Source organism: Acinetobacter sp. YH12070 (genome assembly GCF_013419625.1).
Taxonomy (GTDB): domain Bacteria; phylum Pseudomonadota; class Gammaproteobacteria; order Pseudomonadales; family Moraxellaceae; genus Acinetobacter; species Acinetobacter amyesii.
Window position 1 is genome coordinate 1 of record NZ_VOZT01000035.1, and the last position, 26237, is coordinate 26237.

Annotated in this window: 26 protein-coding genes and 4 tRNA genes; 13 read left to right on the forward strand and 17 right to left on the reverse strand. The window is 41.6% G+C overall.

Annotated features, from left to right (window positions below):
• Positions 1 to 26 precede the first annotated feature (26 nt).
• The 3 genes from FTU17_RS11180 to FTU17_RS11190 all read left to right on the forward strand — a co-directional run bounded on the left by FTU17_RS11180 (position 27) and on the right by FTU17_RS11190 (position 4168).
• Positions 27 to 1076 carry a hypothetical protein gene (locus tag FTU17_RS11180; protein ID WP_373684070.1) on the forward strand — a complete coding sequence of 350 codons (1050 nt, stop codon included), beginning with the start codon at positions 27 to 29 and terminating at the stop codon, positions 1074 to 1076.
• 43 nt (positions 1077 to 1119) lie between these two features.
• On the forward strand, positions 1120 to 1692 hold the full coding sequence (rrtA, locus tag FTU17_RS11185) for a rhombosortase (protein ID WP_168379122.1): 573 nt from the start codon (positions 1120 to 1122) through the stop codon (positions 1690 to 1692).
• Positions 1693 to 1882: 190 nt separating this feature from the next.
• Positions 1883 to 4168 carry a TRAP transporter large permease subunit gene (locus tag FTU17_RS11190; protein WP_180135506.1) on the forward strand — a complete coding sequence of 762 codons (2286 nt, stop codon included), beginning with the start codon at positions 1883 to 1885 and terminating at the stop codon, positions 4166 to 4168.
• Positions 4169 to 4255: 87 nt separating this feature from the next.
• Here FTU17_RS11190 and FTU17_RS11195 read toward each other — a convergent pair whose 3' ends face one another.
• The 6 genes from FTU17_RS11195 to rnr all read right to left on the reverse strand — a co-directional run bounded on the left by FTU17_RS11195 (position 4256) and on the right by rnr (position 10976).
• Positions 4256 to 5131, reverse strand: coding sequence for a DMT family transporter (locus tag FTU17_RS11195; RefSeq protein ID WP_180135508.1), 876 nt, complete (start codon positions 5129 to 5131; stop codon positions 4256 to 4258).
• Between the two features lie 66 nt (positions 5132 to 5197).
• A complete protein-coding gene (locus FTU17_RS11200; protein ID WP_180135510.1) occupies positions 5198 to 5635 on the reverse strand; it encodes a hypothetical protein in 438 nt (145 codons plus the stop codon).
• Between the two features lie 15 nt (positions 5636 to 5650).
• The gene (locus FTU17_RS11205) at positions 5651 to 5860 is read right to left on the reverse strand and encodes a YheV family putative zinc ribbon protein (protein WP_171256675.1); all 210 of its coding nucleotides are present in this window, start codon (positions 5858 to 5860) and stop codon (positions 5651 to 5653) included.
• A gap of 40 nt (positions 5861 to 5900) precedes the next feature.
• Positions 5901 to 7940: a M3 family metallopeptidase gene (locus FTU17_RS11210; RefSeq protein ID WP_180135512.1), complete on the reverse strand. Its 2040-nt coding sequence runs from the start codon at positions 7938 to 7940 to the stop codon at positions 5901 to 5903.
• 371 nt (positions 7941 to 8311) lie between these two features.
• A complete protein-coding gene (locus FTU17_RS17530; RefSeq protein WP_257223233.1) occupies positions 8312 to 8446 on the reverse strand; it encodes a hypothetical protein in 135 nt (44 codons plus the stop codon).
• A gap of 112 nt (positions 8447 to 8558) precedes the next feature.
• The gene (gene rnr / locus FTU17_RS11220) at positions 8559 to 10976 is read right to left on the reverse strand and encodes a ribonuclease R (protein ID WP_180024359.1); all 2418 of its coding nucleotides are present in this window, start codon (positions 10974 to 10976) and stop codon (positions 8559 to 8561) included.
• Between the two features lie 268 nt (positions 10977 to 11244).
• Between rnr and FTU17_RS11225 the strand changes: the two genes are divergently transcribed.
• The 4 genes from FTU17_RS11225 to FTU17_RS11240 all read left to right on the forward strand — a co-directional run bounded on the left by FTU17_RS11225 (position 11245) and on the right by FTU17_RS11240 (position 12140).
• A tRNA-Ser gene (locus FTU17_RS11225) sits at positions 11245 to 11334 on the forward strand.
• Between the two features lie 15 nt (positions 11335 to 11349).
• A tRNA-Arg gene (locus tag FTU17_RS11230) sits at positions 11350 to 11426 on the forward strand.
• A 45-nt stretch (positions 11427 to 11471) separates the two neighbouring features.
• Positions 11472 to 11548: transfer RNA gene (locus tag FTU17_RS11235), tRNA-Arg, on the forward strand.
• Positions 11549 to 12063: 515 nt separating this feature from the next.
• Positions 12064 to 12140: transfer RNA gene (locus FTU17_RS11240), tRNA-Arg, on the forward strand.
• Positions 12141 to 12232: 92 nt separating this feature from the next.
• On the opposite strand, the gene FTU17_RS11245 is transcribed toward FTU17_RS11240, so the two are convergent.
• The gene (locus FTU17_RS11245) at positions 12233 to 13537 is read right to left on the reverse strand and encodes an SRPBCC family protein (RefSeq protein WP_180135514.1); all 1305 of its coding nucleotides are present in this window, start codon (positions 13535 to 13537) and stop codon (positions 12233 to 12235) included.
• Between the two features lie 163 nt (positions 13538 to 13700).
• Here FTU17_RS11245 and FTU17_RS11250 point away from each other — a divergent pair, with 163 nt between their 5' ends.
• Positions 13701 to 14198, forward strand: a complete 498-nt coding sequence (locus tag FTU17_RS11250; RefSeq protein ID WP_180135517.1) for a YcxB family protein — start codon at positions 13701 to 13703, stop codon at positions 14196 to 14198.
• 8 nt (positions 14199 to 14206) lie between these two features.
• Positions 14207 to 14872, forward strand: coding sequence for a fumarylacetoacetate hydrolase family protein (locus FTU17_RS11255; RefSeq protein WP_313044169.1), 666 nt, complete (start codon positions 14207 to 14209; stop codon positions 14870 to 14872).
• A gap of 52 nt (positions 14873 to 14924) precedes the next feature.
• Here FTU17_RS11255 and FTU17_RS11260 read toward each other — a convergent pair whose 3' ends face one another.
• Positions 14925 to 15698: a tetratricopeptide repeat protein gene (locus tag FTU17_RS11260; protein WP_180135519.1), complete on the reverse strand. Its 774-nt coding sequence runs from the start codon at positions 15696 to 15698 to the stop codon at positions 14925 to 14927.
• Between the two features lie 95 nt (positions 15699 to 15793).
• Positions 15794 to 16609 carry a helix-turn-helix domain-containing protein gene (locus tag FTU17_RS11265; protein ID WP_180049293.1) on the reverse strand — a complete coding sequence of 272 codons (816 nt, stop codon included), beginning with the start codon at positions 16607 to 16609 and terminating at the stop codon, positions 15794 to 15796.
• 103 nt (positions 16610 to 16712) lie between these two features.
• On the opposite strand from FTU17_RS11265, the gene FTU17_RS11270 reads away from it, so the two are divergent.
• Complete coding sequence (locus FTU17_RS11270) at positions 16713 to 17642, forward strand: DMT family transporter (RefSeq protein WP_180135521.1); 930 nt, start codon at positions 16713 to 16715, stop codon at positions 17640 to 17642.
• 53 nt (positions 17643 to 17695) lie between these two features.
• Here FTU17_RS11270 and FTU17_RS11275 read toward each other — a convergent pair whose 3' ends face one another.
• Positions 17696 to 18943, reverse strand: a complete 1248-nt coding sequence (locus FTU17_RS11275; RefSeq protein ID WP_078192438.1) for a YihY family inner membrane protein — start codon at positions 18941 to 18943, stop codon at positions 17696 to 17698.
• A gap of 112 nt (positions 18944 to 19055) precedes the next feature.
• Here FTU17_RS11275 and wrbA point away from each other — a divergent pair, with 112 nt between their 5' ends.
• Together wrbA and FTU17_RS11285 are read left to right on the forward strand one after the other, a co-directional pair.
• Positions 19056 to 19649 (forward strand): NAD(P)H:quinone oxidoreductase, encoded by a 594-nt coding sequence (gene wrbA, locus FTU17_RS11280; RefSeq protein ID WP_078192437.1) that lies wholly within the window; start codon positions 19056 to 19058, stop codon positions 19647 to 19649.
• A 319-nt stretch (positions 19650 to 19968) separates the two neighbouring features.
• Positions 19969 to 20157, forward strand: a complete 189-nt coding sequence (locus FTU17_RS11285; RefSeq protein WP_180135523.1) for a hypothetical protein — start codon at positions 19969 to 19971, stop codon at positions 20155 to 20157.
• Between the two features lie 108 nt (positions 20158 to 20265).
• On the opposite strand, the gene FTU17_RS11290 is transcribed toward FTU17_RS11285, so the two are convergent.
• From FTU17_RS11290 to FTU17_RS11305, 4 genes are all read right to left on the reverse strand, one after another.
• Positions 20266 to 20664 (reverse strand): hypothetical protein, encoded by a 399-nt coding sequence (locus FTU17_RS11290; RefSeq protein ID WP_143221573.1) that lies wholly within the window; start codon positions 20662 to 20664, stop codon positions 20266 to 20268.
• A gap of 271 nt (positions 20665 to 20935) precedes the next feature.
• A complete protein-coding gene (locus tag FTU17_RS11295) occupies positions 20936 to 21511 on the reverse strand; it encodes a xanthine phosphoribosyltransferase (RefSeq protein ID WP_078189246.1) in 576 nt (191 codons plus the stop codon).
• A gap of 90 nt (positions 21512 to 21601) precedes the next feature.
• On the reverse strand, positions 21602 to 22315 hold the full coding sequence (locus tag FTU17_RS11300; protein WP_180010540.1) for a DUF3108 domain-containing protein: 714 nt from the start codon (positions 22313 to 22315) through the stop codon (positions 21602 to 21604).
• Between the two features lie 158 nt (positions 22316 to 22473).
• Positions 22474 to 23157: a hypothetical protein gene (locus FTU17_RS11305; protein WP_111885941.1), complete on the reverse strand. Its 684-nt coding sequence runs from the start codon at positions 23155 to 23157 to the stop codon at positions 22474 to 22476.
• A gap of 258 nt (positions 23158 to 23415) precedes the next feature.
• Here FTU17_RS11305 and FTU17_RS11310 point away from each other — a divergent pair, with 258 nt between their 5' ends.
• Positions 23416 to 24273 (forward strand): energy transducer TonB, encoded by an 858-nt coding sequence (locus tag FTU17_RS11310; protein WP_218949928.1) that lies wholly within the window; start codon positions 23416 to 23418, stop codon positions 24271 to 24273.
• On the opposite strand, the gene FTU17_RS11315 is transcribed toward FTU17_RS11310, so the two are convergent.
• From FTU17_RS11315 to FTU17_RS11325, 3 genes are all read right to left on the reverse strand, one after another.
• Positions 24274 to 24564 (reverse strand): antibiotic biosynthesis monooxygenase, encoded by a 291-nt coding sequence (locus FTU17_RS11315; RefSeq protein WP_078189242.1) that lies wholly within the window; start codon positions 24562 to 24564, stop codon positions 24274 to 24276.
• A gap of 63 nt (positions 24565 to 24627) precedes the next feature.
• Positions 24628 to 25110 carry an rRNA maturation RNase YbeY gene (ybeY, locus tag FTU17_RS11320; RefSeq protein WP_078192431.1) on the reverse strand — a complete coding sequence of 161 codons (483 nt, stop codon included), beginning with the start codon at positions 25108 to 25110 and terminating at the stop codon, positions 24628 to 24630.
• Between the two features lie 9 nt (positions 25111 to 25119).
• Complete coding sequence (locus tag FTU17_RS11325; protein WP_111885944.1) at positions 25120 to 26211, reverse strand: PhoH family protein; 1092 nt, start codon at positions 26209 to 26211, stop codon at positions 25120 to 25122.
• Positions 26212 to 26237 lie beyond the last annotated feature (26 nt).

The window sequence follows — 26237 nt, forward strand, 5'->3', positions numbered from 1 at the left end:
TGTTCCACTTTAGATATTTGTTTAAGATGAGATGTAACTCATTGAAATGTGTCATCATATTCGTCGTCAGAAAACAAGTATTATGCCATTATTTCAATGAGTTATCTTTTTTTGTCGTGTACAAAGCCGAAAAACATATTGTGCCACCAATTTTAGCCATGGAAGATGCTGAAATGGTGTGTAATTCAGGTAATTCATTAACCCCAGCCATTATGGCCACCAAAGATATGGGCGCAGACCCAACACGTGTGGCTGTGTTGATGTATTCAGCAGCAGGGATTTGTGCAGAACAAAAAGCCTTGGATGCAGAGTTACGTTATTTACGTGCATCTAAAGCTAACCAAGTAACCGAAGCACAGGATGCCCGTGTTGAGCAAAAGCGTTGGGCGGCACTTGCGGCACAGCGTCAATATACCGGCTATCAATTATTTCAAGATCGTTTTGAAAAGAAGTATAAGAAAAGTCTAGGTGAAGGCTGTCCAAAAATGAACAGCGACATTGACCAAACAGTGTATATGTTGGGAATGTTAAGTGGCTTACAGGCCATGACCAATGATATTAACTCAGGTGGGGCGGTAAACGTTCCTAAAGACATTGCTGCGATTGTTGAACGCGGTATGGTGTGTCTGAATAATGAAAAATTCTGGGGCGCACCAAATGCAACCCGCGCTGTGATCTGGACTTTACTGCCGGGTGCAGGTGATGGAAAACCTGATCCATACCAAACATTGAAACAATCTACGCAAATTGGTGAGCAAAAGGGTGTGAGACTGTCACATGCTTTATATGCGGTTGCTGCACAAGCCAGTGGCGATGATGCGAAAATCCGTGATGCCTTACGTACCTTTGCACAAGCGCGTAGCGATGAGAAACCTGTTAATCCACAATTTAAGCTCATCGATAGCATGGCTGAAACCATGGTGAAAGGGATTTCAGATCGTTATTGGACTGAACATACAGGCGTTCGTACGGCTGATGATGGTATGGAACATTTCTGGGATGAAAGTGCCAATAGTTCTGAACTCGATGATTTGTTTAATGGTGATATTGAAACCAGTGGCACAGCTGCAAATTAATCTTTGCAATAGCGTTTAAAAGTGAGGTACAGGAGGAGCGAAAATGAAACTACAATTTTTAATACCGAAAATTGTCTTTCTTGCCGTATTCGTTTCGATCTGTGCCTCGCTACAGGTATTTAAAGATTATTTTATCTATTGGCAAGATGACTTATTTCATGATTTTTGGCGCTTATGGACCGCACATTGGGTTCACGTCGGTTGGATTCATTTTGTTTTAAATATATTGGCCTTTATTTGCTTACCGTTTATTTTCCCACGAGTTTCGACATGGCATTTTGTTGCCATTTTATTGATTTTATCTCCTTTAATCAGTCTAAGTTTCTATTTTTTCTTACCCGATATTGAAGCCTATGCCGGATTATCTGGTGTCTTACATGGTGCCTATGTCGCGGTCGCTTGTGTGCATTTGATGTATCGACGGGAGCGAAATTTTGCAGCCTTTGTATTGTTGCTGATTTTGGCAAAATTGGTGTGGGAAAATACCGTGGGCAATACGGGAACGGCTGAATTAATTGGAAGCCCCATTTTAGTCGAAGCACATTTATTGGGGGTGATTTGGGGCATTATCATCGCCTTGTTCTATCTTGTTGGCAATTATTTCTGGGATCGTTAGCTCACTTTAGGTGATTGGGTTGACAAAAAAAACCGAAAAGAAAATACATATTGTCATTTTAATGTTTTGAATATTGATGCAAATTTAAACGTAATAATAAAACAGTTAGGTCAGGGAAAGGAACTTCTCGAACCGATAAGGAAGAGGATGCTTAGTCCAGCTAGGCTCCAAAATAAAAATAGGAAGACTCATGCAAAATGATGCACAAAACATATCCAGCATCGTTGGTCTGTTACGTTATGTCTGGACAGAATGGATTTCGACTCTAGTCGTATTGATCTTGCTTCTGCTTACACTAATTATCGGTACAGGGGAGATGATCCATGGGCAGTTGCTCCGTATGGGAGAGCGACTGTATGGTGACCCTGCAACAGGTATGCAGTACTCTTTTTTAAGGGCTGAGCCTGCCAAGCCTGAATGTGACCGTAACCCGAATGTCGATGCGTTGGTGAAAACTCAAATGCAAGCCAATGCAGCAGATGAGTTTGCTGATTTTTTTGGTACGGCATCTGAGAATGACGTTCGTTCGTCTATTTTAGCGAGTGTGCAGCAGTGTGAAGAAAAGTATCAATTTTATGATAAAGCCATGCAACATATGGAGAAGCATCCGAGTATTCGCGCCTATCGTAATTTTGAAACAAGCTTCTTCGGTATCTTTAAATTTGGTACTGAAAATCGCGCCATTTTGTTGATTTTTATGGTGGTTATAGCTGCGATTAGTGCGACATTGAAAATTCATCATATTGGTCTACGCGGTCCTGCAACCAAGAAGGATTATCGTGTTTATAGCCTGATGATGAGCTTCGGTAATGGACTGTTAACCTACTCAAGTATCAGCCAATTCAATTCAGTGAAAAATTCGGGAGTTCCAATGACCACCGAAACTGAACTGATTTATTGGATGTGGATGACGCTGTTCTCAATCCTGACATTGATCAGTGTTTTGCAATTGTTTAGTCCGCCAAAAGATGCCAAAGAGGGCGGTAGTCTTAGTTTCGCGTTCCTAAGCGTGCCTTTATATGCGTATATGGCGTTGATTACAGGTATCGCCTTTATCTTCTTTATGGACTACCCGATGGGGCAAGGCATCTATTTAGGGCAATTGGTCGAGTTTTCAAGTATTTTCCTGAATCTAGCGTTATTCATTTGGGCGGGTATGTTGTTGAAGCAAACCCGTGTCGTAGATTTATTCTTGAATATTTTACGCCCATGGAACTTAGCTCCTGAGACTTTAACATGGCTGATTTTAATCGCAGCAGCATTGCCTACAGCCTATACTGGAGCATCGGGGATCTTTGTCATTGCGGCAGGCGCGATTATTTATAAGGAAGTGTGGAACGCTGGCGGACGCCGTCAATTTGCCTTGGCTGCAACAGCAATGTCCGGTTCGCTTGGGGTGGTTTTACGTCCATGCTTATTGATTGTGGTTGTTGCATCGCTAAATAAAGAAGTGACCACGGATCTGCTTTATCAATATGGTATTTATACGTTCTTGCTGACATCTACGATGTTTTTAATTGTGTCGTTATTTTTTGCAGAACATAAGTTCCGTATTGCTCAAGCCAATGTGGCAGCGCCGCAGTCAGGACGTGCCTTCTTAGCCGTTATTCCTTATATTGTGATTTTCGTGCTGATCTGGATGTTCTATAAATATTTATTGAATACAGATTTAAATGAATTTACTGCACCAGTCATGATGCCTGTTATTCTGCTGATGATCGTTTTAGTGGATAAATTACGTCATCAGCCAGCACCATTGTCAGCTGTTGGGCATTGGGATGAAACACTAACAGCAAATTATAGTGCGAATGCTGAACCTGCTTTAGCCGGCGCACAGGTTGCACATGCAGAATACCGTGAAGGATTACATGGCAATAGCACAGATGATGGGCAGGCTGCGAATCATACAGTGGCTCAATCCAGCTCTATGCAGATTCTACGTCAAGTTGGTTTTTGGAAGTCGATGCATATTTCGACCAGTGAAACCGTTGGACATATCGGTGCTTTGGTTATTTTGATGGCGCTTTCGGTAAGCGTTGGTGGATTGCTAGAGCGTACTGAAGTCATGAGTTTATTCCCAACTGATATCAGCAGTACTTTTTTGGTTATCACATTGATTGTCGGATTGATGGTCTTTGTGGGTATGATTATGGATCCGTTTGGCGCAGTCATTTTAATTTCTGCAACTATTGCTCCTGTAGCCTATCAATACGGTATTCATCCTGTGCATTTTTGGATGATTACACTCATTGGTTTTGAGCTAGGTTATGTTACGCCTCCAGTTGCATTGAACCACCTCTTGGCCCGACAGTCGATAGGGGATGCTGAAGTCAATGAAGCGGATGCTGAAGTTCGTCACTTGTCGTTTTATTACCGTTATGAACGTTGGATTTTGCCGCTGATTGTGCTGTTCCCTGCAATGTTGATTATTGCGTATCTGCCGTATTTCTTTAAGCTGTTTGGTTGGTATCAATAAATTAATTTTGAAGCATTAAAAAAGCACCTTCGGGTGCTTTTTTATTGAATAAGGGGCTGTGCATTTGATGGTAAATGGTTTGAATCTTTATGACTTTTTAAACTTATTTTGTAGGATTGGACTACAGAGCAAAATCGCTAAAAATATAAAAGCAAAGCCGAATAGGCTGTAAATGTCTGGCAGTTCCTGCCAAAGAACAAAGCCCCAAATACCGGCAAAAATAATCGTGATATAGTTCACGGGGCCAATTTGACCTGCGGGTACAAGCTTATAGGCATTGGACATAAAAATTTGACTGATATTGGCCAAAAGCCCCGCTGTAATCAGAAAAGCTAACTCCTTTAAACTATAAGGACGCCAGAGCCAGAACATCGGGATCATCGATATGAGCGTGCCAAAAAAGCAGAAATAAAACACGATGCGTTCAGGTGGTTCAGTTGCTGTAAGGGCACGAACAGTGACAAATGCCATGGCTGCCAAGAAGCTTGCGGTTAGTCCGATGAGTGATAACTGATTAAACATTCCTGCATCGGGCTTTGCGACGAAGAGGACGCCAATCAAACCAATGACGGCGGCAATGAGCATACTCAGGGTTATTTTTTCTTTTAAAAATAACCATGCAATTAAGGGGATGAAGATCGGCGAGGAATAGGTGAAGACCATGGCATTGGAGAGTTTTAAGTGTGCGATGGCATAAAAAAAACCATACATTGCCACTAAGCCCACGATTGAACGCCAGGTATGCATCCACAGTTTTTCAGTTCTAAAAAACCTGCTGCCTTTTTGTAGGATCAAAGGGAGAAAGATCAATAAGCCAACCGCATTGCGAAAAAATACGATGGTGGCATTATCTACTGTGTGAGATGCGTAGCGTATACAAACCCCCATGATGGAAAAAAGCAGCGCTGATAGCATGAGAAAGCCAATTGCTTTGGGGATATTTTGTGGTGTAGTAGTGGACATAACAAAAAGGCTAGAAAATCTGATGATATTCTAGCCTATAAGTACGCATGGTGTAGCAGAAGTCGGTTATTTTGCTTGTTGTGCTAACTGTGCTTCGAGTAATTTAATTTGTTCTTCTTTCAGTTTAATCAGTTCATCTGCATCTGAATGTTGCTGTTTTAAACTTTGCTCCTGATCATTCAATTGTTGTTGAATGTCATTTAATTTGGCAATTTCTTCTTTGGCTAAAGAGGCATTTTCAGGCACAGCTGCATCTAAAATGTCTTCTTCGACCAATTTAATGGTGTCAGTCTCTGCGGCAGGGACTGATGCTTCAGTTTCAGATTGGACTGGGACTGCAACAGGCGGTTTAGCCGGTGCAGCGACCATTTCTTCTTGAAGTTCAGATTTATCTGCTGTACTGCTGTTTAACCATTGATATGCAAAAAAGATAGCAATCAATAACGTTAAGCCCCCAATGATTCCAACTAACAGTTTTGGATTATTTCTTTGATCTTCTGTCATTTTTGACCTTAATTTTTATTTAGGCTGACGTGGCTTAAATTGGATCACACCGATATCGTCTGGCACGGCAGGTTGTTCAGGTTGATCGACATGAGTCGGTCGATTTTCACTGTAACCACAATCAATGCATTCGATCCATTCGTCTTCGCCAGAGGTCAGCATGACAACCCGGTCCATCGCTTGGCATTTTGGACATTTTGCACCTGCAATGAAGCGTCGTTTAATGGTCATCATACTTACCTTGAATCTAACTAAGGCCCCTAGTTTAAGCGTTTTTAGATGCGTTCGTCCAACCTTGATGACGCAGCAAAGCATCTATTTTTGGCTCGCGTCCGCGGAAATTGATAAATGCGTCAAGTGCCGTATCTTTTCCGCCAACTGCTAGAATAAATTGTCTAAACGACTTGCCAGTCGAAGTATTAAAAATTCCTTCATTTTCGAATCGGTCGAAGGCATCACTTGCTAAAACCTCTGCCCATTTGTATGAATAATAACCAGCAGCGTAACCACCTGCGAAGATATGACTGAAACCATGTTGGAAACGGTTGTACGGAGTGGTTGGTGCAACCGCATATTTTTGACGAATAGCATCTAAGGTGTGTTGGATGCCTGCAGCGTCCAAAGCAGGGTTGGCCTTATGGATATTTAAGTCAAACATGGCAAATTCAATTTGACGTAACGTTTGCATCCCAGACTGGAAGAAACGTGCATCTTGTAGTGCTTTTAACAGATCGGCTGGTAAGGTTTGTTTTGATTCAACATGTTCACTGAGCAAATCTAAACTTTCTTGATCCCAAGCCCAAAATTCCATGAATTGACTTGGCAGTTCGACTGCATCCCACGCTACGCCATGTGTACCTGCCACAGCGATGTTATCGACTTCAGTGAGCATGTGATGTAAGCCATGACCAAATTCGTGGAACAGCGTCGTTACTTCATCATGGGTAAGTAAAGCAGCTTGCTCACCGACAGGTGGGGTAAAGTTGCAGACCATGTAGCAAATTGGTTTTTGCAGACCATTTTCAGTTTGCATGCGTGAACGGAAGCCGCTCATCCATGCGCCGCCACGTTTCCCACTTCGTGCATACAGGTCAAAGTAGAAACCGCCAATCACGCTGCCTTGATCTTCAAGCTCAAAGTAACGTGCATCAGGATGCCAAACAGGCGCTTCACGCTCGATCACATTGATGCCATAGAGACGATTTACAATGCTGAACAAGCCTTGAATAATCTTAGGTGCAGGGAAGTAGGGCTTCAGGTCTTCTTGTGACAAATTAAACTGTTGAACTTTGAGTTTTTCTGAGTAGAAAGTGGCATCCCACGGTTGTAACTCAGTGATACCGTCTTGCGCTGCAATGGCTTTCAGTTCAGCGATTTCTTTCTCTGCTGGCGCACGTGCATGTTCTGCCAGTTCAATCAGGAACTGATCTACAGTGGCCACATCGGGTGCCATTTTGCTTGCTAAAGACAATTCGGCGTAGTTGTTAAAACCAAGCAGGCTAGCCATTTCCTGACGTAGTTTCAAGATTTCTTCCATGACCGCTGTATTATCAAATTCAGCAGAGTCTGCCTGATCAGAAGCACGTGTGGTATAGGCTTTATAGAGTGCTTCACGAACTTCGCGGTCTTCGGCATAGGTCATAATGGCAATATAAGACGGGAAGTCGAGTGTTGCTACAGCCTGATCAAGCTCACGTTGCTGACCATATTGTTTCAGAAGTTCAATACTGCCTTGAGGTAGTCCTTTGAGCTGCGCTTCAGTTAAAGGTTTGAAGTAGGCTTGGGTGGCATCCAATACGTGATTGGAAAAGTCTGATGATAACTGTGAAAGTCGTGTAGATATTTCTGCATAGCGTTTTTTTGGTTCACCTTCTAAGGCTACGCCTGAAAGTTTAAAATCTCGTAACGCAAGTTTAATCGCGCTTTGTTGTGCTGCAGGAAGCGTGTCGAAAACACTGTTGTCATGTACATGCTGATACGTTTGATACAACACTGTATGTTGACCTAGCTGCGTATAGTACTCACTCAGGACGGGCAGTAAAGATTGGTAAAGTTCACGAGTTTCAGCATTATTCATCACGGCATTTAGATGCGACAGCACGCCCCAAGCTTCACTCATGTTATTTTCAAGGGTATCGACGTGCTCGAGTACTTGTAGTTGTGCTTGTACGGATTCGGGTACATCCGTTAATTCTTTTAAAAATGCCTGACCTTGGGCAATGCTCTGTTCAATCTTTTGTTTTAAGTCTGCAAGGGTAATTTGGTCAAATTGTGGAACAGGCAAAGTTGCCTTTTCTAAAGTCATATTTTCTACTTCATATAAATCCTGAGTTATTTATAGATGTAGGGTTTGTTGCTGGTTAAATCAAGGTTTATATTTTTATTCTTTATTATGAAATAAAAAGCCTACATGTAATGCAGGCTTAATGATGAATTAACAATCAGGATCAATCACAAAATTTGTTTGATTGAATTTCTGCCACGAGCCTGTTGCCGCACCATCAACCACTAAAATAGAAATAATTCCCCAGTCGACTAAAACCCCGAGAAGGGTTGTAGGGTCAAACGTTTTTGTAGGAACGACTGTAGTCGTTTTACAGCCTGTTTTTTCAGCCTTTAAAACATATTTTCTTTCTTTTTAAAAGTATAAATAGCATTGTTTTTACCCATATACTCTTAATTTACATAGAGTTTTGCATCGGCATCGTTACTACGAATGTTGACCGTTTGAGATGAACCATTAAACATGGTTGCACACCCTGTGCTGAATAAAATTGAACATGTTAGTAGTACAGTAAATATTGTTTTCATAATAACCGCCGTTAAAAGACGGCTAGAAGATAGTAATATTGGTTGAAATATCAAACATTTAATTTTAATTTCAGAATCAAAAAGAGCGCCGAAGCGCTCTTTTCTTTCAACCTTAATCCGCAGCTGATTTAGCATTGGATTTTTTCTTTTTCGGTTTAGATTTTTTCTTCACTTTATCTTTAGCCTTCGCTTCAGATTTGCTTGCAGATTTTTTAGCAGGCTTTTTACCGAATGAACTGGGCTTAGATTTCGATTTTTTGCGTCGTATGGGTTGTTCTCCATCTTCAGCAGCGTTGGTTTTACGCTCTGAAAAGACTTCTTCTTTGGCTGTAGGCTTTGCAACACGAGGGGCACGTGCGCGAATAGCGCGACCTGCATGGCTCAATTGTTGAATCAATTCAAAGTCGATTTTGCGCTCTTCTAGATTTACACCAGCAACTTTGATTTTCACTTCATCGCCTAGACTGAAAACTTGACCTCGAGATTGACCAATTAAGCTCTGACTCGGTTGGTCATAGACGAAGAAGTCATCACCCAATTGGCTGACGTGGATCATGCCATCAACATATAAGTCTTTGAGCGTTACAAACAGGCCAAATTCAGCAGTTGCACTGATGGTACCGACAAACTCTTCACCCAAATGTTGCTGCATGTAATGGCACTTCAACCATGTAGTGACAGAACGTGAAGCTTCATCAGCACGGCGCTCGGTCGCAGAGAAGTGTTCACCTGCATCATCCAGCGAAGCACCAGAAATTGGATAAGGTTTTTTCTTCAATTGTGCTTTGATGGCACGGTGAAGTAACAAGTCTGGATAACGACGGATTGGAGATGTGAAATGCGTATATGCTTCGTAAGCCAAGCCAAAGTGACCTGCATTGTTCGCGCCATAATAGGCTTGCATCATTGAGCGGAGTAAAACGGCATGAATGCTTGGAGCATCAATACGGTCTTTCGTGGCATCAATCACGGCTTGATAGTCAGCTTGAGTCGGCTGTTCAGGGAATGGAAGACCCAATAACTTCACAAAATCACGAACCTTTTGAATACGTGAGAACTCAGGTGGTTCATGCACACGGTACAGCATCGGAATTTCGTTTTTTAATGCATATTCTGCCGCTGCGACGTTTGCCAACAACATGCATTCTTCAATTAACTTATGTGCATCATTACGGCTACGCGGTAAGATTTCATTAATACCGCCAAGCTCATCAAAAGTCATATAAGTTTCAACGGTTTCAAATTCCATCGCGTGGCGTTCAGCACGTAAGCCTTTCAACACTTGATACAATTGGAATAAGGTATTGACCGATTTACGCACATCACGGTCTTCAGGAATGGCTTGACTATTACCCTCAAAATATTCGGCCACTTGAGTATAGGTCAAACGAGCTTTTGAATGCATTACACCCGGATAGAACTCAAACTTAGTGACACGACCCGCGCGAGATAAGTTTAAATCACAGACCATACATAAACGGTCTACGTGTGGGTTCAAAGAACATAAACCATTCGACAGCGCCTCAGGCAACATCGGCAATACAAAATGAGGGAAGTACACCGATGTACCGCGCTCTTGAGCTTCGTCATCGAGCGGTTTACCCGGACGTACATAATGGCTGACATCGGCAATTGCCACGACAACACGATAACCACCACCCGGACGTTTTTCCGCATACACGGCATCATCGAAGTCGCGGGCATCTTCACCATCAATGGTGACAAGCGCTAAATCACGTAAATCGACACGACCTTCACGGTCTTGTTCTGAGGGTTCTTTAAAGCTGTCAGCTTCTTGTTGTACTGCTTCAGGGAATTCGTAAGGTAAACCAAACTCTAAAATGGTTTGCGGAATAATAATTTCAGTGTCTGCTTTATCAGCCATCGACTGAACAATATGGCCTGTCGCAAATTCTTCTTTGGTTGGGTAGCTGTCAATCGCAATACGCACAGAGTCGCCGAGTTTGACTTTGGCATGCTCGATTAATTCTTTTTCTAAAGTAATCGGTTGGTGTGCATTGGGATTTGCCGGCTGAATAAAATATTCACCTTCATACTCAGACACTTTACCAATAATTTCTTTGACACGATGCTGTAGAACTTCAGTAATAAAGCCCCATGCCTTGCCTTTACGGTCTACCGACGTTTGGCGGACTTTAACACGGTCACCATTAAACACCTGACGCAACTCACGTTCAGGAAGTAAAAGGTCATCTTCACCACTAATATTGGCTGTGCCTAAACCTTTTGAGTTGATATAAACCGTTGCTTCATGAGTCGGTTGCTCAGCTGCAAGCTGGAACTTAAATCCATCTTTCATCAACTGACCATCTCGAACCATCGCAATCAGACGATGACTCAGTGCATCAATACTTTTTTGATCGGCAATTTCAAAATGTTCTACAAGATCGGCATGCGACATTGCAGTTTTCAGTTGTTCAATCGTCTCTTGAATCAGAGTACGGCTTGGAATTGGATTGTCATAACGTTCGGCTTCAGCTTTTGCTTCAGGGTCGACCCAGTTTTTCATATGTATTTGGCTTCAAATCAGAAGATTAGGATTAGCATAAGTCATGCAAGCAGATACTGCACGCAATTGATTGCAATAAAGTGTTTTATGCCGATATTTTATAATGTTTAAAGCTGAAAAGTAGGGGACAGCAGTGCGTGCTGAACTAATTTTGCACTAATTTTTTGAAAATCGTTTAAAAAATATCTAATTGAGTAAAAAAATGAAAAAAATATAACGACTGTGCTTGCAGTCGTATCATGATCTTTGTATTATGGCGGCACGTTACGGTGAGATGGGTGAGTGGCTGAAACCACATCCCTGCTAAGGATGCATACGGGCAACTGTATCGAGGGTTCGAATCCCTCTCTCACCGCCACGATTTACTTATGTCGCGCTCATAGCTCAGCTGGATAGAGCACTTGGCTACGAACTAAGGGGTCGGGAGTTCGAATCTCTCTGAGCGCACCAATAAGTAAATCTGAAAACGTAGTCTTTTAAGACGACACAAGTTACGCGCTCATAGCTCAGCTGGATAGAGCACTTGGCTACGAACTAAGGGGTCGGGAGTTCGAATCTCTCTGAGCGCACCAACTTGAACAAATTACCGCACATGTTGCGGTTTTTTTGTGCTTGTGATTTATCGTTTTGATATAGCTGTCTTTTGTCTTTTGTCTTTTGTCTTTTGTCTTTTGTCTTTTGTCTTTTGTCTTTTGTCTTTTGTCTCTTACTTAGATTGTATAAAGCGTTGTATTTTATAAGACGACCCATCAGTAAATTTGATTTTGCTTTTTTCAGCAGATAAACCCTCATTTCAGATGTTCATGGCGATGCATTTTTTAAAGCTAAGATAAAGAAAAGTTGGTGAGTTAAAGCCGCGATTCAATGATGGCGATATACTTGTTATCTATCTTGAGCATTTATACGTGAGTATTGCTAAGTTTAAATTCCAAACTTGTGATGCAAAAGTCATTAAAAAAGTAAATCTAGCTGATTTTAAGCGTGTTTAAAGGGTAATTGTTTATTTGCTGTGCGTTTGGTTAAATTTATATGAAAAAGCTCTTAACAAAAAATAAAAATCACGTATAATGAGCCTCATCAAGACGTCGCGCTCATAGCTCAGCTGGATAGAGCACTTGGCTACGAACTAAGGGGTCGGGAGTTCGAATCTCTCTGAGCGCACCAACTTGATCAAGATTGAAAAACCGCACATGTTGCGGTTTTTTTGTGTCTGAAATATAGCTAAAAACAATAAATTCAGTTCATCAATCAAGGTTCTAACTTAGCTTTTGTTTAACTTTGAGTGCAAAGACCGTATTTCCGCCTAAAGCCGGTAACATGTCGTGATACGGCATACTGCGCATAGCACGAAGTAAAAACGGTGCTTTGTCATCAATCTTCACCGCACTGGTCAATTGTAATAACGACCCTTGTTGTAAGGGGCGAATATGCATTGCACCTCGGACAAACTTTAAGTCCCCACCTGTTGCGGTATATTGATTTTGCAGTAAGTCGGGATAGTTAAAACGCATCTTAAAATCAAAGGGAATATTGATCACACCTAAACCCACCGAAATTTTATAGTCGGCATCCATGAGGTGCGGATTAATTTTCTGCACTTGCATATGTTTGACTTGTCTTGGAAATAAGTGCTTGAACGAAGACACATTAATCCAGCGCTGTAAGCTCGAAGGCTCTTGTGCATAATATTGAAAACTGGTGCTAAAGCGCATCAATTCATAATTTTGCCCAAAGGGAACGCGCTGCGCTGTCAAAATAAAGGACACAGGTTCTTTCGAGCTTTGACTTAATTGGGTGATTTTGTCGAGTTGAGAGGCATTCAATTTGAGTTCAGGCAATTGATTTGCAGCGAGAGTTTCACTACTAAAGGCTTTAAATCGGCGCTGTAATGATTCGAGTAAAAAACCATTGGTTCCCGCAGGAATCCCTAATTTGGCATCGGGTAAGGCATTTAATATTTTGCTAAACAAAAAACCTTTGGGCTGATTTAAATCGCCCCATTGGGTCACACTAATCAAGGTGTGTTGTGCATCAATCTCAAACCATTCAATTTTCCCTGCACCAAAGGGCACTGGTGCTTCTAGAATCAAACTATTAATGCTGTTGTGCTGAATTTGGTGCTGCATCACCACGGTTTCTTTAAAGTTTAAAACCGGAATAGGTGTCGGGATATGGATGCGGTATTTAACTTGGCTGGTTGAACCTTGCTGTTGCAAAACCTCAGCAGATTTTAGCGTGGGAAATAAGCCGGCGTAGTTTGGATAATTACTGAGTAATCTGGCGACATTTTTACTGTTGGTTGGGACAACCACCGCGGCACTTTGAAATTTACCAACGACTTTTTGTCCTGCTTTCATCGTGGGTAGACTAATTTGCTGTGAAGGATGTGCAAAAATCACGATGTGATCACCGGCAAGATTTGCCAAGGCTTTGGCATTGCCATTAAATAAGTCCAAACTACTAGGGATCTGGGGTTGCCATTGAACGAATTTGGCCCAACTGGTCGATATGCTCAGTCCACTCAGAAACACCAGCACCATGATTATTTTTGTTATCTGCATGTCACATCCTGCGTATGCAATCTTTTATTTGTTGCTGTTTTTAACGTATTTCTAGAGGGAAGGGAAGTAGTGATGTGTTACAACCGACCATTAAAAAGCATGAAGCAAATTTGAATTGTGGTGTAGTATTTAGCGCAATTCATTTTTAAATATTCATACGCTTATGTCTGAAAATCTACCTGCATTATCGCTGCGCTATTTTTTAAATCTAGAAGAATCACAGGATGGTTTTGCACTAGCTACTTTTGGCAAAAAGCAATTTACGCGTTTTTTAACGCCAGCCATTAGCCTTGGGATTATCATCTGGGGTTTTTACTTAGGTGTAAATGGTGTCGGTGCCTACTATGTTGGGCTGGGTGCTTTCTTTTTACTTCTTCAAGGTATCATGCGTTATTGGTTTTTACCGATGATGTTTAAACGCCAGTTTGTAAAATACCAATTAGGAAAAAGTGAACAAGGTATTGATTTATTTCAAGACTATGCAGAAATTCATGCCAATGGTCGTAAGAATATCTTCCATTATGCTGAAGTGGCCAATTTTGCTGAAGGCAAATTGACCTATATGCTTGAACTGAAAAATAAAACCGTGATTATTGTGCCGAAAAGTGCATTTAAAGATACTGCGGACCAAGCGATTTTTACCAATACTTTTCAGCACTAAGACAATCTATTCATAACAAAAGAGGGAGTAGTATGCAGTCACGTCCATCTAAAATTGTTTGCGTCGGTCGTAGTTATGCAGATCATGCCAAAGAATTAGGCAATGCAATTCCTGACCGTCCTGTGCTTTTTATGAAGCCGCCAAGTGCATTAACCGCATTAGAGCAAGGCATCTCATGGAATCCTGCATGGGGCAGTTGCCACTATGAATGCGAATTAAGTTTACGTATTGATCGACCTTTATCGGCTGAAACTGATCCACGCAAAGCCTTAGAAGCAGTCGGAGCTGTGACTTTGGGGCTAGACCTGACCTTGCGTGATCTACAAGATGACTTAAAGAAAAAAGGTCAGCCTTGGGAGCGTGCCAAAGCTTATGATGGTTCTTGCATCCTTGCGGATTGGGTCGATGTTCAAGAGGTGGTTCAAGATTGGAAAGATGTGCATTACACCTTGCATGTCAATGATGAACTGCGCCAGAACGGTGATACTGCATTGCTAATTTTTGATGTGGGTACTTTGTTGGCAGATATTAGCCAAGTGTTTAGTCTTGAAGCGGGTGATGTGGTCATGACGGGTACGCCTGCGGGTGTCGCGGCACTACAGTCAGGTGAGCAGTTGAAAATGACCCTGAAAGGCAAAAATCAGGATTTTGTTTGGACAACTTTTGTCAAATAATCTGTGAAAAAAATACAAAAAAGGCTGCTTAATGCAGCCTTTTTTGATTGATCTATTCGGTACTGCTTGATGGCGGTGGCTCATTCGGTTGTAAAGGACCAGTATCTTTCCATGCTTCATAGGTCTCGGCCATATGCTGTGAGTCGGTGTCTCCCAATGCACCTGCTTTGGCATACCATTGTCGCGCTTTTTCACCATCTCGAATATCATAATGATAATAATGTGCCATTTTCATCGCCGCGTCAGCATCTTGCCCTTGTTCTGCGGCATAGCTTAAATATTCAGCTGCTTTGTCGGGTGTAGACGAAGGATGTTCAGAAAAATAATGTTGATTTCCCAAGACTTTGATTGCTTCGACATTCTTTTGTTTGGCAGCTTTTTCATACCAAATTTGCGCTTGGTGCTTATCTTGAATTAAGCCTTTTCCAGTGTCGTACATCCAACCAACGGTATATTCAGCAGCAGGATCATGAGTCTTTTTTGCAAGGTCTAGCACCCAGTGTGCAAGGAAAATATTGCCATCTTGCTGCATCTTTCGAATCACTTGATCTGCATGCGGGGTGCCTTGATAAGCTTGGGTCATCAACCATGCGAATGCGTCCGTAGTGCCTTGATCCGCAGCAGCTTTGTACCAATGTACACTTTGTTCGATATTTTGTTCTGTGCCCGTTCCACTGAGGTATAAATCACCCACTTTCATTTGCGCAGTCGCATCACCACTTTGAGCGGTTTTGAGTGCAGATTTAAATTCACGCTGTTCTTTGGAACTACAAGCCGTTAAAAATACGGCAGATAAACACAGCGCTAAAATGGTTTTTTTATTCATTTGAAATGGAATTATTATCATTTTCGTAGATTTTTTGATCTTAACGGATTGTTGAATCACTTTATAGAGACACTTATAGCTAAATTTAAACACATTTAGGGCTTTAAAACGGATTTCCTAAACTGATCTGGGGTGCAAAGCATCCATTTTTTAAACATATTTATAAACGCTGAGGCATTGGCATAGCCAAGTTCTAAGGCAATATTTTCGACGGTTTGGCCTGCGTTGAGCATGGACATGGCTTTCATGACTTTGAGACGTTGTCGCCATTCATGCAGGGACATCCCAAGTTCTTTTTGACAATAACGCGCCAGAGTACGTTCCGTCATATTTATCCGCTTTGCCAATTGCTCAAGCGCGCTCTGATCTGCAGGATGTTGATGTAAATAATCAAGCAGCTGTTTGAGGGCAGGGTGATCCGAATGCGGTAAATAACTACTGACCAGTTTGGCTTGATGCAGTTGATCTAAGATCACATGGAGTAAGCGTTGATACTCGGCCGTATTTTCCATGAGATCGGCTTGTTGATGCAACAGACGCAAATGGCTGAATATCGCTGTAACTAAAGGTGAGCTGAGTAAAATCCCCGGTTGTTTCGGCAAGTGGGTGCATAGAGATTCATGTACATATAAGGTTCCATGTGAAACCGCAGTACGATTTAAACCACTGTGTTCTAAGTGTGGGGGAAGCCAGATGCCATAAGGCGGTGGAGTAATATAGTCTATCTGATTGATGTTCACTTCCATTACGCCATTAAAGGCATAGACAAATTCACCCCAAGCATGACCGTGGACGGGATAAACAGACAATGCAGGATCGTCACGAAAACTGATCCATAGCGCTGCTTGAATTTCATCGTTGGTGGGAAGTTGTTGCAACTGCGTATGATCTGCACGAGCTTTATGACGCATGAGAAATTTTGCCTGAATAAGAAGATCACTTGTCTATTTTGAAGTATATATTTTATTTCTGACAGTTCTATAGTGTTGCTTGTCGTATTGTTGAGTAAATAGTGTGGAACAGCGTAAGGCGCTAGATGCGAAAGCTTCTGGTCTGATGATTATTTTGTGCATGATTTTAGGGATTCAACAGGTCATTTTGAAATTGGCCGCGGTTGATATTGCGCCGATCATGCAAATTGCCATTCGATCGGGTTTGGCTGCGCTGTTGGTTTTTCCACTGATTCGTCTCAAACCAGGGACACATTTATATACTCGAGAATACTTGCTGCCGGGTATCTGGTTGGCGTTTTTATTTTCAGCCGAATTTACTTTAGTGGCAGAATCCCTGCGCTATACCTCTGCATCACATACCGTTGTCTTGCTCTATACCGCACCGATATTCGTGGCACTAGGTTTACATTGGAAGTTGCCTGAAGAAAAGCTTACAGCGATCCAATGGGTCGGTATTTTTATTGCCTTTTCAGGAATAGTACTGTCGTTTATGGGACGTGAAAGTAGTACTACAGTCAACACTCAAGCCCTGTTGGGTAATGCGATGGCATTACTTGCTGGGGTGATGTGGGCCTTGACCACCATTTCATTAAGACTCACCAAACTCTCTGATGCACCTCCGACTCAGACCTTGTTTTATCAGTTGGTTGGTGGTTGTGTATTTTTATTACCCGTGGCGTGGCTGACAGGACAAATGACTGTACATTGGACGGTGTTGTCCATCAGCAGTATGATTTTTCATGTGCTCATTATTTCATTTTTTAGCCTGATGCTTTGGTTTTGGCTGTTAAGTAAATATCTGGCCAATGGTCTGGGTGTTTTTTCATTCCTTACCCCAATCTTTGGACTGGTCTTTGGCGTATTGATCTTAAACGAAACGATTGAACTGAATTTTATCTTGGGGACGGCCTTAGTAATGGTCGGAGTGATGACGGTAACCTTGCATCGGTGGTTGTCTAAATTGATGGGACGTCAGCGCACAGCGACCTAAGATCATGTATAAATAAAAAAGGAGAGCTACGGCTCTCCTTTTTTTATTTACACTTATTTTTCTTCAAAAATAGTCGCAAGTGGAATCGAGAGTTTGGCCGCGAGATAATCATCCGATTCGACCAGTTGCGGCCCAATTTTTTCCATCCAAACATCATCTGGATCGACGCGACCTAAATCTTGCCGTTTAGGGAGCGGATAGGGCAGCTTACTGTAAAAACTCCAAAAGTCCACTTGGGTTAAATTACGAACTAAAACATAATGATCATCATCTGTACGTTTAATCAGGTGTTGCTCTTCAAACAATAAAATATAGCTTGGCAGGCGGCCGATTTCATCACGCCCTAAAACCTCAAGCGCTTCTTTTTCTGTCACGCTCTGACCGAGTTTTTGCTTTTTATAAAATAATTCAAGCAAATCCATCAACATAATAACAGGATGACGTTTTTGGTCGTTGCCCGAATTGAAAGCTGTCAGTGCATAACTAATTTCTACCCCAATCAGTACGATATTCCATGAAAGGAATATCCAAAGCAGGAAAATTGGCACTGCAGCAAAAGCACCGTAAACGATTTGATAACTGGTGAAATTTGACATGACAAAACCAAAGAGGTTTTTGAGCAATTCAAATACCACGGCACTAAAGACACCCGCGATCAGCGCCGCCTTAATCGGCACACTGCGGTTGGGAATCGTCCAATACAGAATGAAAAAACCTAAAATGGTCAATGAAAAAGACAAGATCCACAGCAGAAAAGCCCCATCCAGTTCATAGCCGGCAAAATTATTGCTGAGGACATTCATAGAGGCCAAGGTAGATGACACAACAAATGCGCTACCCAGTAAGATTGGGCCTAATGAGATAATAGTCCAATAGCGCATAAAGCCAATAATGCCGCCACGTGTCTCACGCACCCGCCAAATTCGGTTAAATACTGTCTCAATGCTGGTCAGCATCATAACTGTGGTAATGAATAAAAACAGTACACCAATAACAGTCAGGTTACTGGATTTATCGGTGAAGGCATTCAGTGCTTTATCAAAAGCAATTGTCGTTTTCGGTAGGAAATTACTATAAATCAATTGTTGAAGCTGTTGACGAGCAGGTTCTAAAGCTTTAATTGAGGAGATGATGACCAAGAATACGGTCAACATGGGTACCACTGCAAACAAGGTGGTATAGGTTAATGATCCTGCTTGTTCACGGCAGCGATCGGCTTCAAAACGTCGAATGACAAATAAAACAAACTGAAACCATTTCTTGTCGTAAAAGGGAAGTTTTTTTAAAAATGCTTCGATCATTCGTTCAAGTCTCGAGTTATTTTAGTCATGTTTATGCAATTTTCATCACTTAGCTTAACCAAAAAATAGGAAAAATACCGTATAGTTTTCTTTTTTCATTGAATTTATAAAAATGACGCAAGCTTATGTACTAGTGCTGTATTACAGCAAATATGGTTCAACACGTGAGATGGCACATTTGATTGCCAATGGAATTGAAGCGTCTGGAATGGCGGTAAAAATACGAACCGTTCCAAATTTATCTACTGTGGTGACTGATGTGCAGCCCAGTATTCCTGCCGAAGGCGATATTTACTGTAGCTTAGATGACTTAGCGCATTGCTCAGGTTTAGCCCTTGGTTCGCCAACACGTTTTGGTAATATGGCGTCGGAAATGAAATATTTCTGGGATCAAACCACAGCGCTTTGGCTCAATGGCGCATTACATGGCAAACCTGCCTGTGTGTTTACCAGTTCAGGTTCAATGCATGGGGGACAGGAAAGTACTTTGCTGACCATGCTGCCGCCTTTGTTTCATCACGGAATGATGGTTATGGGTTTAAGTAATGCCCATCCGGCATTATCGAATACCAAAACGGGTGGTACACCTTATGGTGCAAGCCATGTCAGTGGTCCACGCCATGATCAGTCATTGAGTCAAGATGAGCGTAATTTGTGTGAAGAGCAGGGTAAACGCCTAGGCGAAGTGGTCAAAAAGTTGATTTGATACTTACTTGTTCTAGGACGTTGCGCTAACTTTGTAGCGAACGGGCAAGAAAAGGCTTAAATATTGCACTTTTCTTGCTTTTTTTTACGTGTGACTTCTCTTTATTTATGACGTTGTATTGCCGCCAAAAATATAAAAATAAATCTGTCGAACTATTCTTAAAATACCCAAAATAAGTGATATCAATAACATATTGAAAGTTTTTAAATACAGCCTGCTCAGTGATGGCCTTGAGTCAATTATTACTGTCTCTTTAGGCGCGTTATTTTTATTTTTTGATTACATGATTTGTATTTAAATTTCTTCTTTGGGGTGTGTGATGTCTATTATTAATTTTCGAATGATTTTCCTATGTTCCGCATTGGCTGCGTCTACTTTGTGTACGGCAATGCCAGTTTTACACAGTATGGATTTTCCGCAAGAGAAAAAAGCTGAAGAAAAAGAATTTTTGGCGAAACAAGATCAAGTCAAAGCAGAATCAAAATCTTTAACCGATGCTTCAAAATAATTGATTCGCCATGGTTTCGAATAGCATTTCAATAGGCTAGAAATACATGCTAGAAAAACAATAACCCATTAAAAAAGAGCGCTGATGCGCTCTTTTTTTACATCGAATTTAGTCTTGATCCGAAGTCTTTGCAGCGTCTTCAGGCTGTTGCTCAACTTCAAATCGCTGTTTGCAGTCTAAACATTGGTAGTCGAGAAAAATATTTTGATCGACGATCACGCCGGCTTTTTTACCAAAACGGTGTCCTAGAAAACCGCCGGTAATACCGACGCTAATCGCACCGACAAAAGTCCCGATGGTTCCGCCCATAATCACGCCAAGTGGGCCTGCAGTCACACCACCAATCGCAGCACCAATAGATGCGCCAGATGCCGCACCACCAACAGTCCCTGCAGCAGTTCCTGCACCACTGAGTAAGACCCCACCAATTTTTTGTAAGTTTTGTTCATGGTTACGCTTTTCAATATGGGTTGATCCACATTTTGGACATTTAACTGTCGGTTCCATGTTTTGATCTTCTGTATTCATAACTTTCCGTAGCCTTAAAAAAAATAAAGTGGCCGAATTTATGGTGCAGCATAAAGTAATTTGACAGATGAGTAGTTGACCCATTTGATCAAATGTGACGATTTTCCTGAATTTTATCGAGTTTTGCGCACAGATGTTTTGTCTGCTTGTAACCAAGGCGTTAAAAAGTGCGCTCTACGTCACCTTAATCGTAAGTTTTTAGCAAAAAAAAGAACACCTGATGTGTTCTTTTTTTCTTTTGAACGCAAACTTAGTCACGAACAAATTCAACAGTACCATTCGCCAGTGATTTCACACGTGCCAATGATTCAACGCGATAGCCTTTTTCAAGCAAAATATCACGACCAGGTTGGAATGATTTTTCAATCACGATACCGATACCCAATACTTCAGCACTTGCTTGATGAATAAGATCTGCAAGACCTAAAGCCGCTTGACCATTGGCCAAGAAGTCATCAATCACTAAGACTTTATCTTCAGCATTGATGTGCTTTTTAGAAATCGCGATAGTGCTTTCAGTTTGTTTTGTAAAAGAAAACACTTTTGAGCGATACAAATCATCTTTTAAGGTTAAAGATTGATATTTACGTGCAAAAATCACAGGAACACCAAGTTCAAGACCAGCCATTACTGCAGGTGCAATACCTGATGCTTCAATCGTAATGATTTTTGTGATGCCAGCATCTTTAAAAAGACGGGCAAATTCTTGACCAATTTGCTGCATCATCACAGGGTCAATTTGGTGGTTCAGGAAAGAATCGACTTTCAGAACTTCTTCAGAGAGAACGATACCTTCAGCTAAGATTTTCTGTTCCAGAGCGTGCACGGGAGAATCCTCGAGGGGCAGGTGCTTTTTAAAGCAAAAGCGTATTTTAAAAAGCACCGTGAAAAATGCAAGCGAAATTGATCAAATCAATTAATTTGTTGCACCTTTATAGCCCGTTAACAATAAACCGTAAGAGGTTTTATTGTCTTGGTGGGAAACTTTGACAGGTAGATAATCTAGTTTTGGTGCTAACCAGAAAGTCGTTTGACGGCCTGGTTTGTCATGACGCATCACGACTTTAACGGTGTCAAAAGTTCCATAAGTGGTTTTCACTTTTTCAGTGCCTTGTTTCACGAACTTACGAGCTTCAACCTCTTTGGCATCGGCAATGTAGTAATTCGATTTCAAACCACCATTTTTTAAATCTTCACGAATTTGCAATTCAGCATTGAGTTCATCTAACACACCTGATTTCCACGCAAATGAACGCGCTTTATCATCTTTTTTGGTATTAATGGTTTTTGCGCCAGCATTGAAATTGATGTTCATGGTGTTGTTGTGCACCAAAATTTTGCTGCTGCGGCTAAAGCTGTTCGAGTGAATTTGGCTGCCATTTAAACTAAAACGACTGGTTTCAGTTGCAGAGGCCATCGCACCAGCTTTTGCTGCAAAAACATACGTCCAGTTATTCCCAGATTGTTTTAGGGTACGTGTTGCAGAACCCAAGTTTTTGCCGTTGTAATTAAACTGGTAGCTTGCTTGGAATGGACTCATGGCAAATGACTGACTTGAGAAACCAGTCAAAAGCAGTGTAGTCGATACCCCAGCAACAAGACCTAAATTTTTCAAAACTGAATGTGCCATAAGTATGGTTTTCCTATTCAATAGAAGTGCGGTGGGCTAAACCACCTGATATATTTATTATGCGGCTGGATTGTGGAGAATCACGTCACAAATCCGTGCCTAATGTATATATTGTGTAGCGTTTTTATAGGTTCAAGATGCCTAAGTACAGGATAAGTCTAGCTTTCCTTTTGCTTTATAGGCGTGACTTCATCGTCTTTTAAATTTGAATCATCCCAGTCTTCCATCCGTTCTTGCGACATTTTGGTGAACAATGCGGTTAAATTAACATTACCAATCACCACCAATTCGGCCTCACGTAAAACAGCATGGTTGACATGGACTTTGCCCAGTGTGTCGATAATCGATCGACTTTTACCGAGCCAGCGATTCAGGTCTAAATACAGTAAATCATCTTTAACTTTGATCACATTGAGCTTTTCCAAAATCATACCCAATGGATCTTGGTTGAGTACTTTTTGATAGAACCATAACGCCATGCGCACGCCCATCTTATACAGAACATTTGGATACTTTGCTTCAATCACTTGTGTATCACTAATTTGTTCAAATACGATCAATTGGGTTTGTTTGTTGAGTTCCATCTGTACCAGTTTTAAATCAACAGAGAGTGTTATGATCAGCCCGTTATAATCCAATGTGGCATACAGTCGAAGCCAGTCATCATGCAGGTCAGCATGCAAGTCTTTGAGCATTTTCACATTATCGGTGACAAAGCGCTGAAATGTCGCATTTAAAAACACTTGAGACATTGGGAATTCACGCTCATCTTCAATAAATCCTTCAGCTTTTTGGTACACTTGGCGTATACGTTTAGCGATATTGGAAACTAGCGTTTGCATAAGAAGTGCATCCTGACAAATTATGTTTTTTGACGATGTTTATCTTGTCGATTTCTATAAAAACACAAGGTTTTGATCTTGCAGTTTAGCAAAATAAATTGCACCATTTTCATGATTTTAATTGTGCATTATCTATGTGTTGATGGATTTCTCGTTTTCATCAAAAAATGAATACGAGTTTTATTTTATACTGTTTTAAGCAGTTTGGGGAATGCGGCAAATAGTCGGTTTAATGTGATGCTGAAAAAAATAACGTTCATGCCCTTGATGAAAGAGTGGTGGAAAGATCCCATATTTGCAACTGCGTTGGTGTTTGCTGCTGTGTTGCATTTGGCATTTTTAACCATGCAATTTACCATGCCCCAAGAGGCTGACTATAACACCAAAGAAATTGCAGTTTCTTTACGTCCTACGACGGAAAAAATTGAACATGCAGACTTTTTAGCGCAAGCCGATCAGCAGGGCTCGGGGACATTCCGTGAGTCGCATCGGATGTCGAGTGACATGCCTGCACCGATGATCGAACAAAAAGCCGGTGAGCAAAAAAGTGAAGCTTTAGAACAACTGCAACAAAAGAAAGAGCTCAGCTTTGAAGATAAAGTGTTGATGACAACTTTGAGTTGGCAAAAGCAAGCGGAAGAAAACAGTCGCAAAAAAGCCGTTGAGGAGTTGAATAGTCAGTTTCAGGCCAAGGCTGCGATGGTAGCGAGTATCGAAGCTCAATATTTACAACGTCAGCAAAACTTTAGCCGTCAGCAAAAAATTAAAACCATTGATGGTATTCAAGCCAAGCAAGATGTTTCTGCGGCCTATATGGAAAAATTTCGCGAAAAAGTCGAGTTTTATGGTAACCGTTATTATCCTGAAGCGGCAAAACAGCAGCAGCTCCGCGGTGAAGTCCGCTTAATGGTTATTTTGAACAGTAATGGCGGGATTCGTGCCATTCGTTTGATTGAAAGTTCAGGTTCGAGCTTATTGGACGAAGCTGCGAAAACCTCTGTGCGTAAGGCGGCACCTTTTGGTTTGTTTGATGCCAAAATGAAAGACATCTCAGAACTTCGTATTGTGCGTACTTGGCGCTTCGATCCTGCAGAAGCAGAGTTTGAGGTGCGTTAATCAGTTGTGATAGCGTCGCAAAACTTCGCAGATTTCGACGCTAAAACTCGCATACCATTGGTTTTTCCCCAATTGTTGCGCCACCAGATGTTGTGCATCTTGTTGCCAAGCTCGAATGTCTTCTAATGTATTCCAGTAGGAAAGGGCAATTTCATGCTCACCCTCTGTCAGCGCTTCAAAATGTTGACAGTTAAAGTGTGTCAAGGCTTTGTCTCTAAGCTGCTGTGCAGTCGAAAAATACAGCTCATCAAGCGTACGAATGCGTGCTTTAAAAATCACGACATATTGCATATCTTTCCTTCCTTGGTTTTTATGACGATAAAAAAAGCGAGCCGTAGCTCGCTTTTTTTGTTCTTAATCTCTTTCCAGATAAGGGTTATCAAACCCTAATTTGGCTAAAATCTCAATTTCCAACGCTTCCATTTCTTCAGCATCTTCATCAGAGGTTTCATGGTCATAGCCCATGAGGTGCAAGGTACCGTGTACCAGCATATGCGTAAAGTGGGTCAGGGGTGCTTTGCTTTGTTCTTGTGCTTCTCGAAGAACTACAGGAATACAAATCACCAAGTCGCCAATCGGAAATGAGTCTAAAACTGCTGCCATTTCATCGGGGAGATCGCTCGGAAAAGACAACACATTAGTCGGTTTGTCTTTACCACGATATTCCAAGTTCAATTTGTGGCTTTCGTCATTGTCCACACATGCAATACCGATCTCACAATCACTTTGTGTATCGATATGACGTAAAGCCGTTTCCACGACTTTTTTGATATGCGCACGTTTCACCACCAATTCAGGTGACTGAAAATTTTGCTGCAAGGAGAGATTAAGTTTCAAAATGAATCCTTAAATGTTTTCGTCTTGATGCTGCCCATCAGCTTTAGCATCATTGTCCGCCACCAAGGCTTCCTGACGTGCTTTACGTTCTGCACGTTGTTCAGCCGTGAGGCGATGTTGTTCGCTGTCCCATCCCTCATAGGCTTCAACAATTTTTTGAACCAATTGATGACGTACCACGTCACGAGAGTGGAAGCGAGTAATATGAATTTCTTTGATTTTTTCAATCACACGTAAGGCATGTGCCAAACCAGATTGTTGACCACGAGGTAAATCGACCTGTGTAATGTCGCCCGTGATTACTGCACGAGAACCAAAACCTAAACGGGTGAGGAACATTTTCATTTGTTCAGGGGTGGTGTTTTGTGCTTCATCTAAAATCACAAAAGAATGATTTAAGGTACGACCACGCATGTAGGCCAGTGGTGCAACTTCAATCACTTGACGTTCAATTAGTTTAGCGACTTTTTCAAAACCGAGCATTTCATACAAAGCGTCGTATAGCGGACGTAAGTAAGGGTCAATTTTTTGGCTCAAATCACCGGGTAAAAAACCCAGTTTTTCACCTGCTTCAACCGCAGGGCGAACCAATAAAATACGCTGAATTTCATTACGTTCTAGCATATCTACAGCAGCGGCGACCGCGAGATAAGTTTTACCTGTACCCGCTGGGCCGATACCAAATGAAATATCGCTTTGTAAAATACGCTGTACATAGCGTTTTTGATTGGCACCACGTGGATTGATCCGACCTTTACGGGTTTGTAGATAAACATTGTCTAAACCGGTATGCTCATTTTCAGAAAAATCTTCCTGAATTTCGCGGTCAGTCTGACTGCCTTGAATCATCATGTGTAAAATGTCCGCACTAATCTGTGGATTGGTTTCGGACTCTTCATAAAGACGGTGAAGGAGACTTTCGGCTCTCTCTACCGCATCGATTTCCCCATCGACAAAAAAAGCATCTGCACGATGAGAAATTTTGACATCTAAACGTTGTTCAATTTGTTTGAGATGACCGTTATAGGCACCGAGCATGCTTTGTAAACGGTCAAGTGGAATACCAGCAAAAGTTACAGTACGTCGAATCGCTGCAGTCAAGAGAATTCCTTTAAATTGGTCTGACG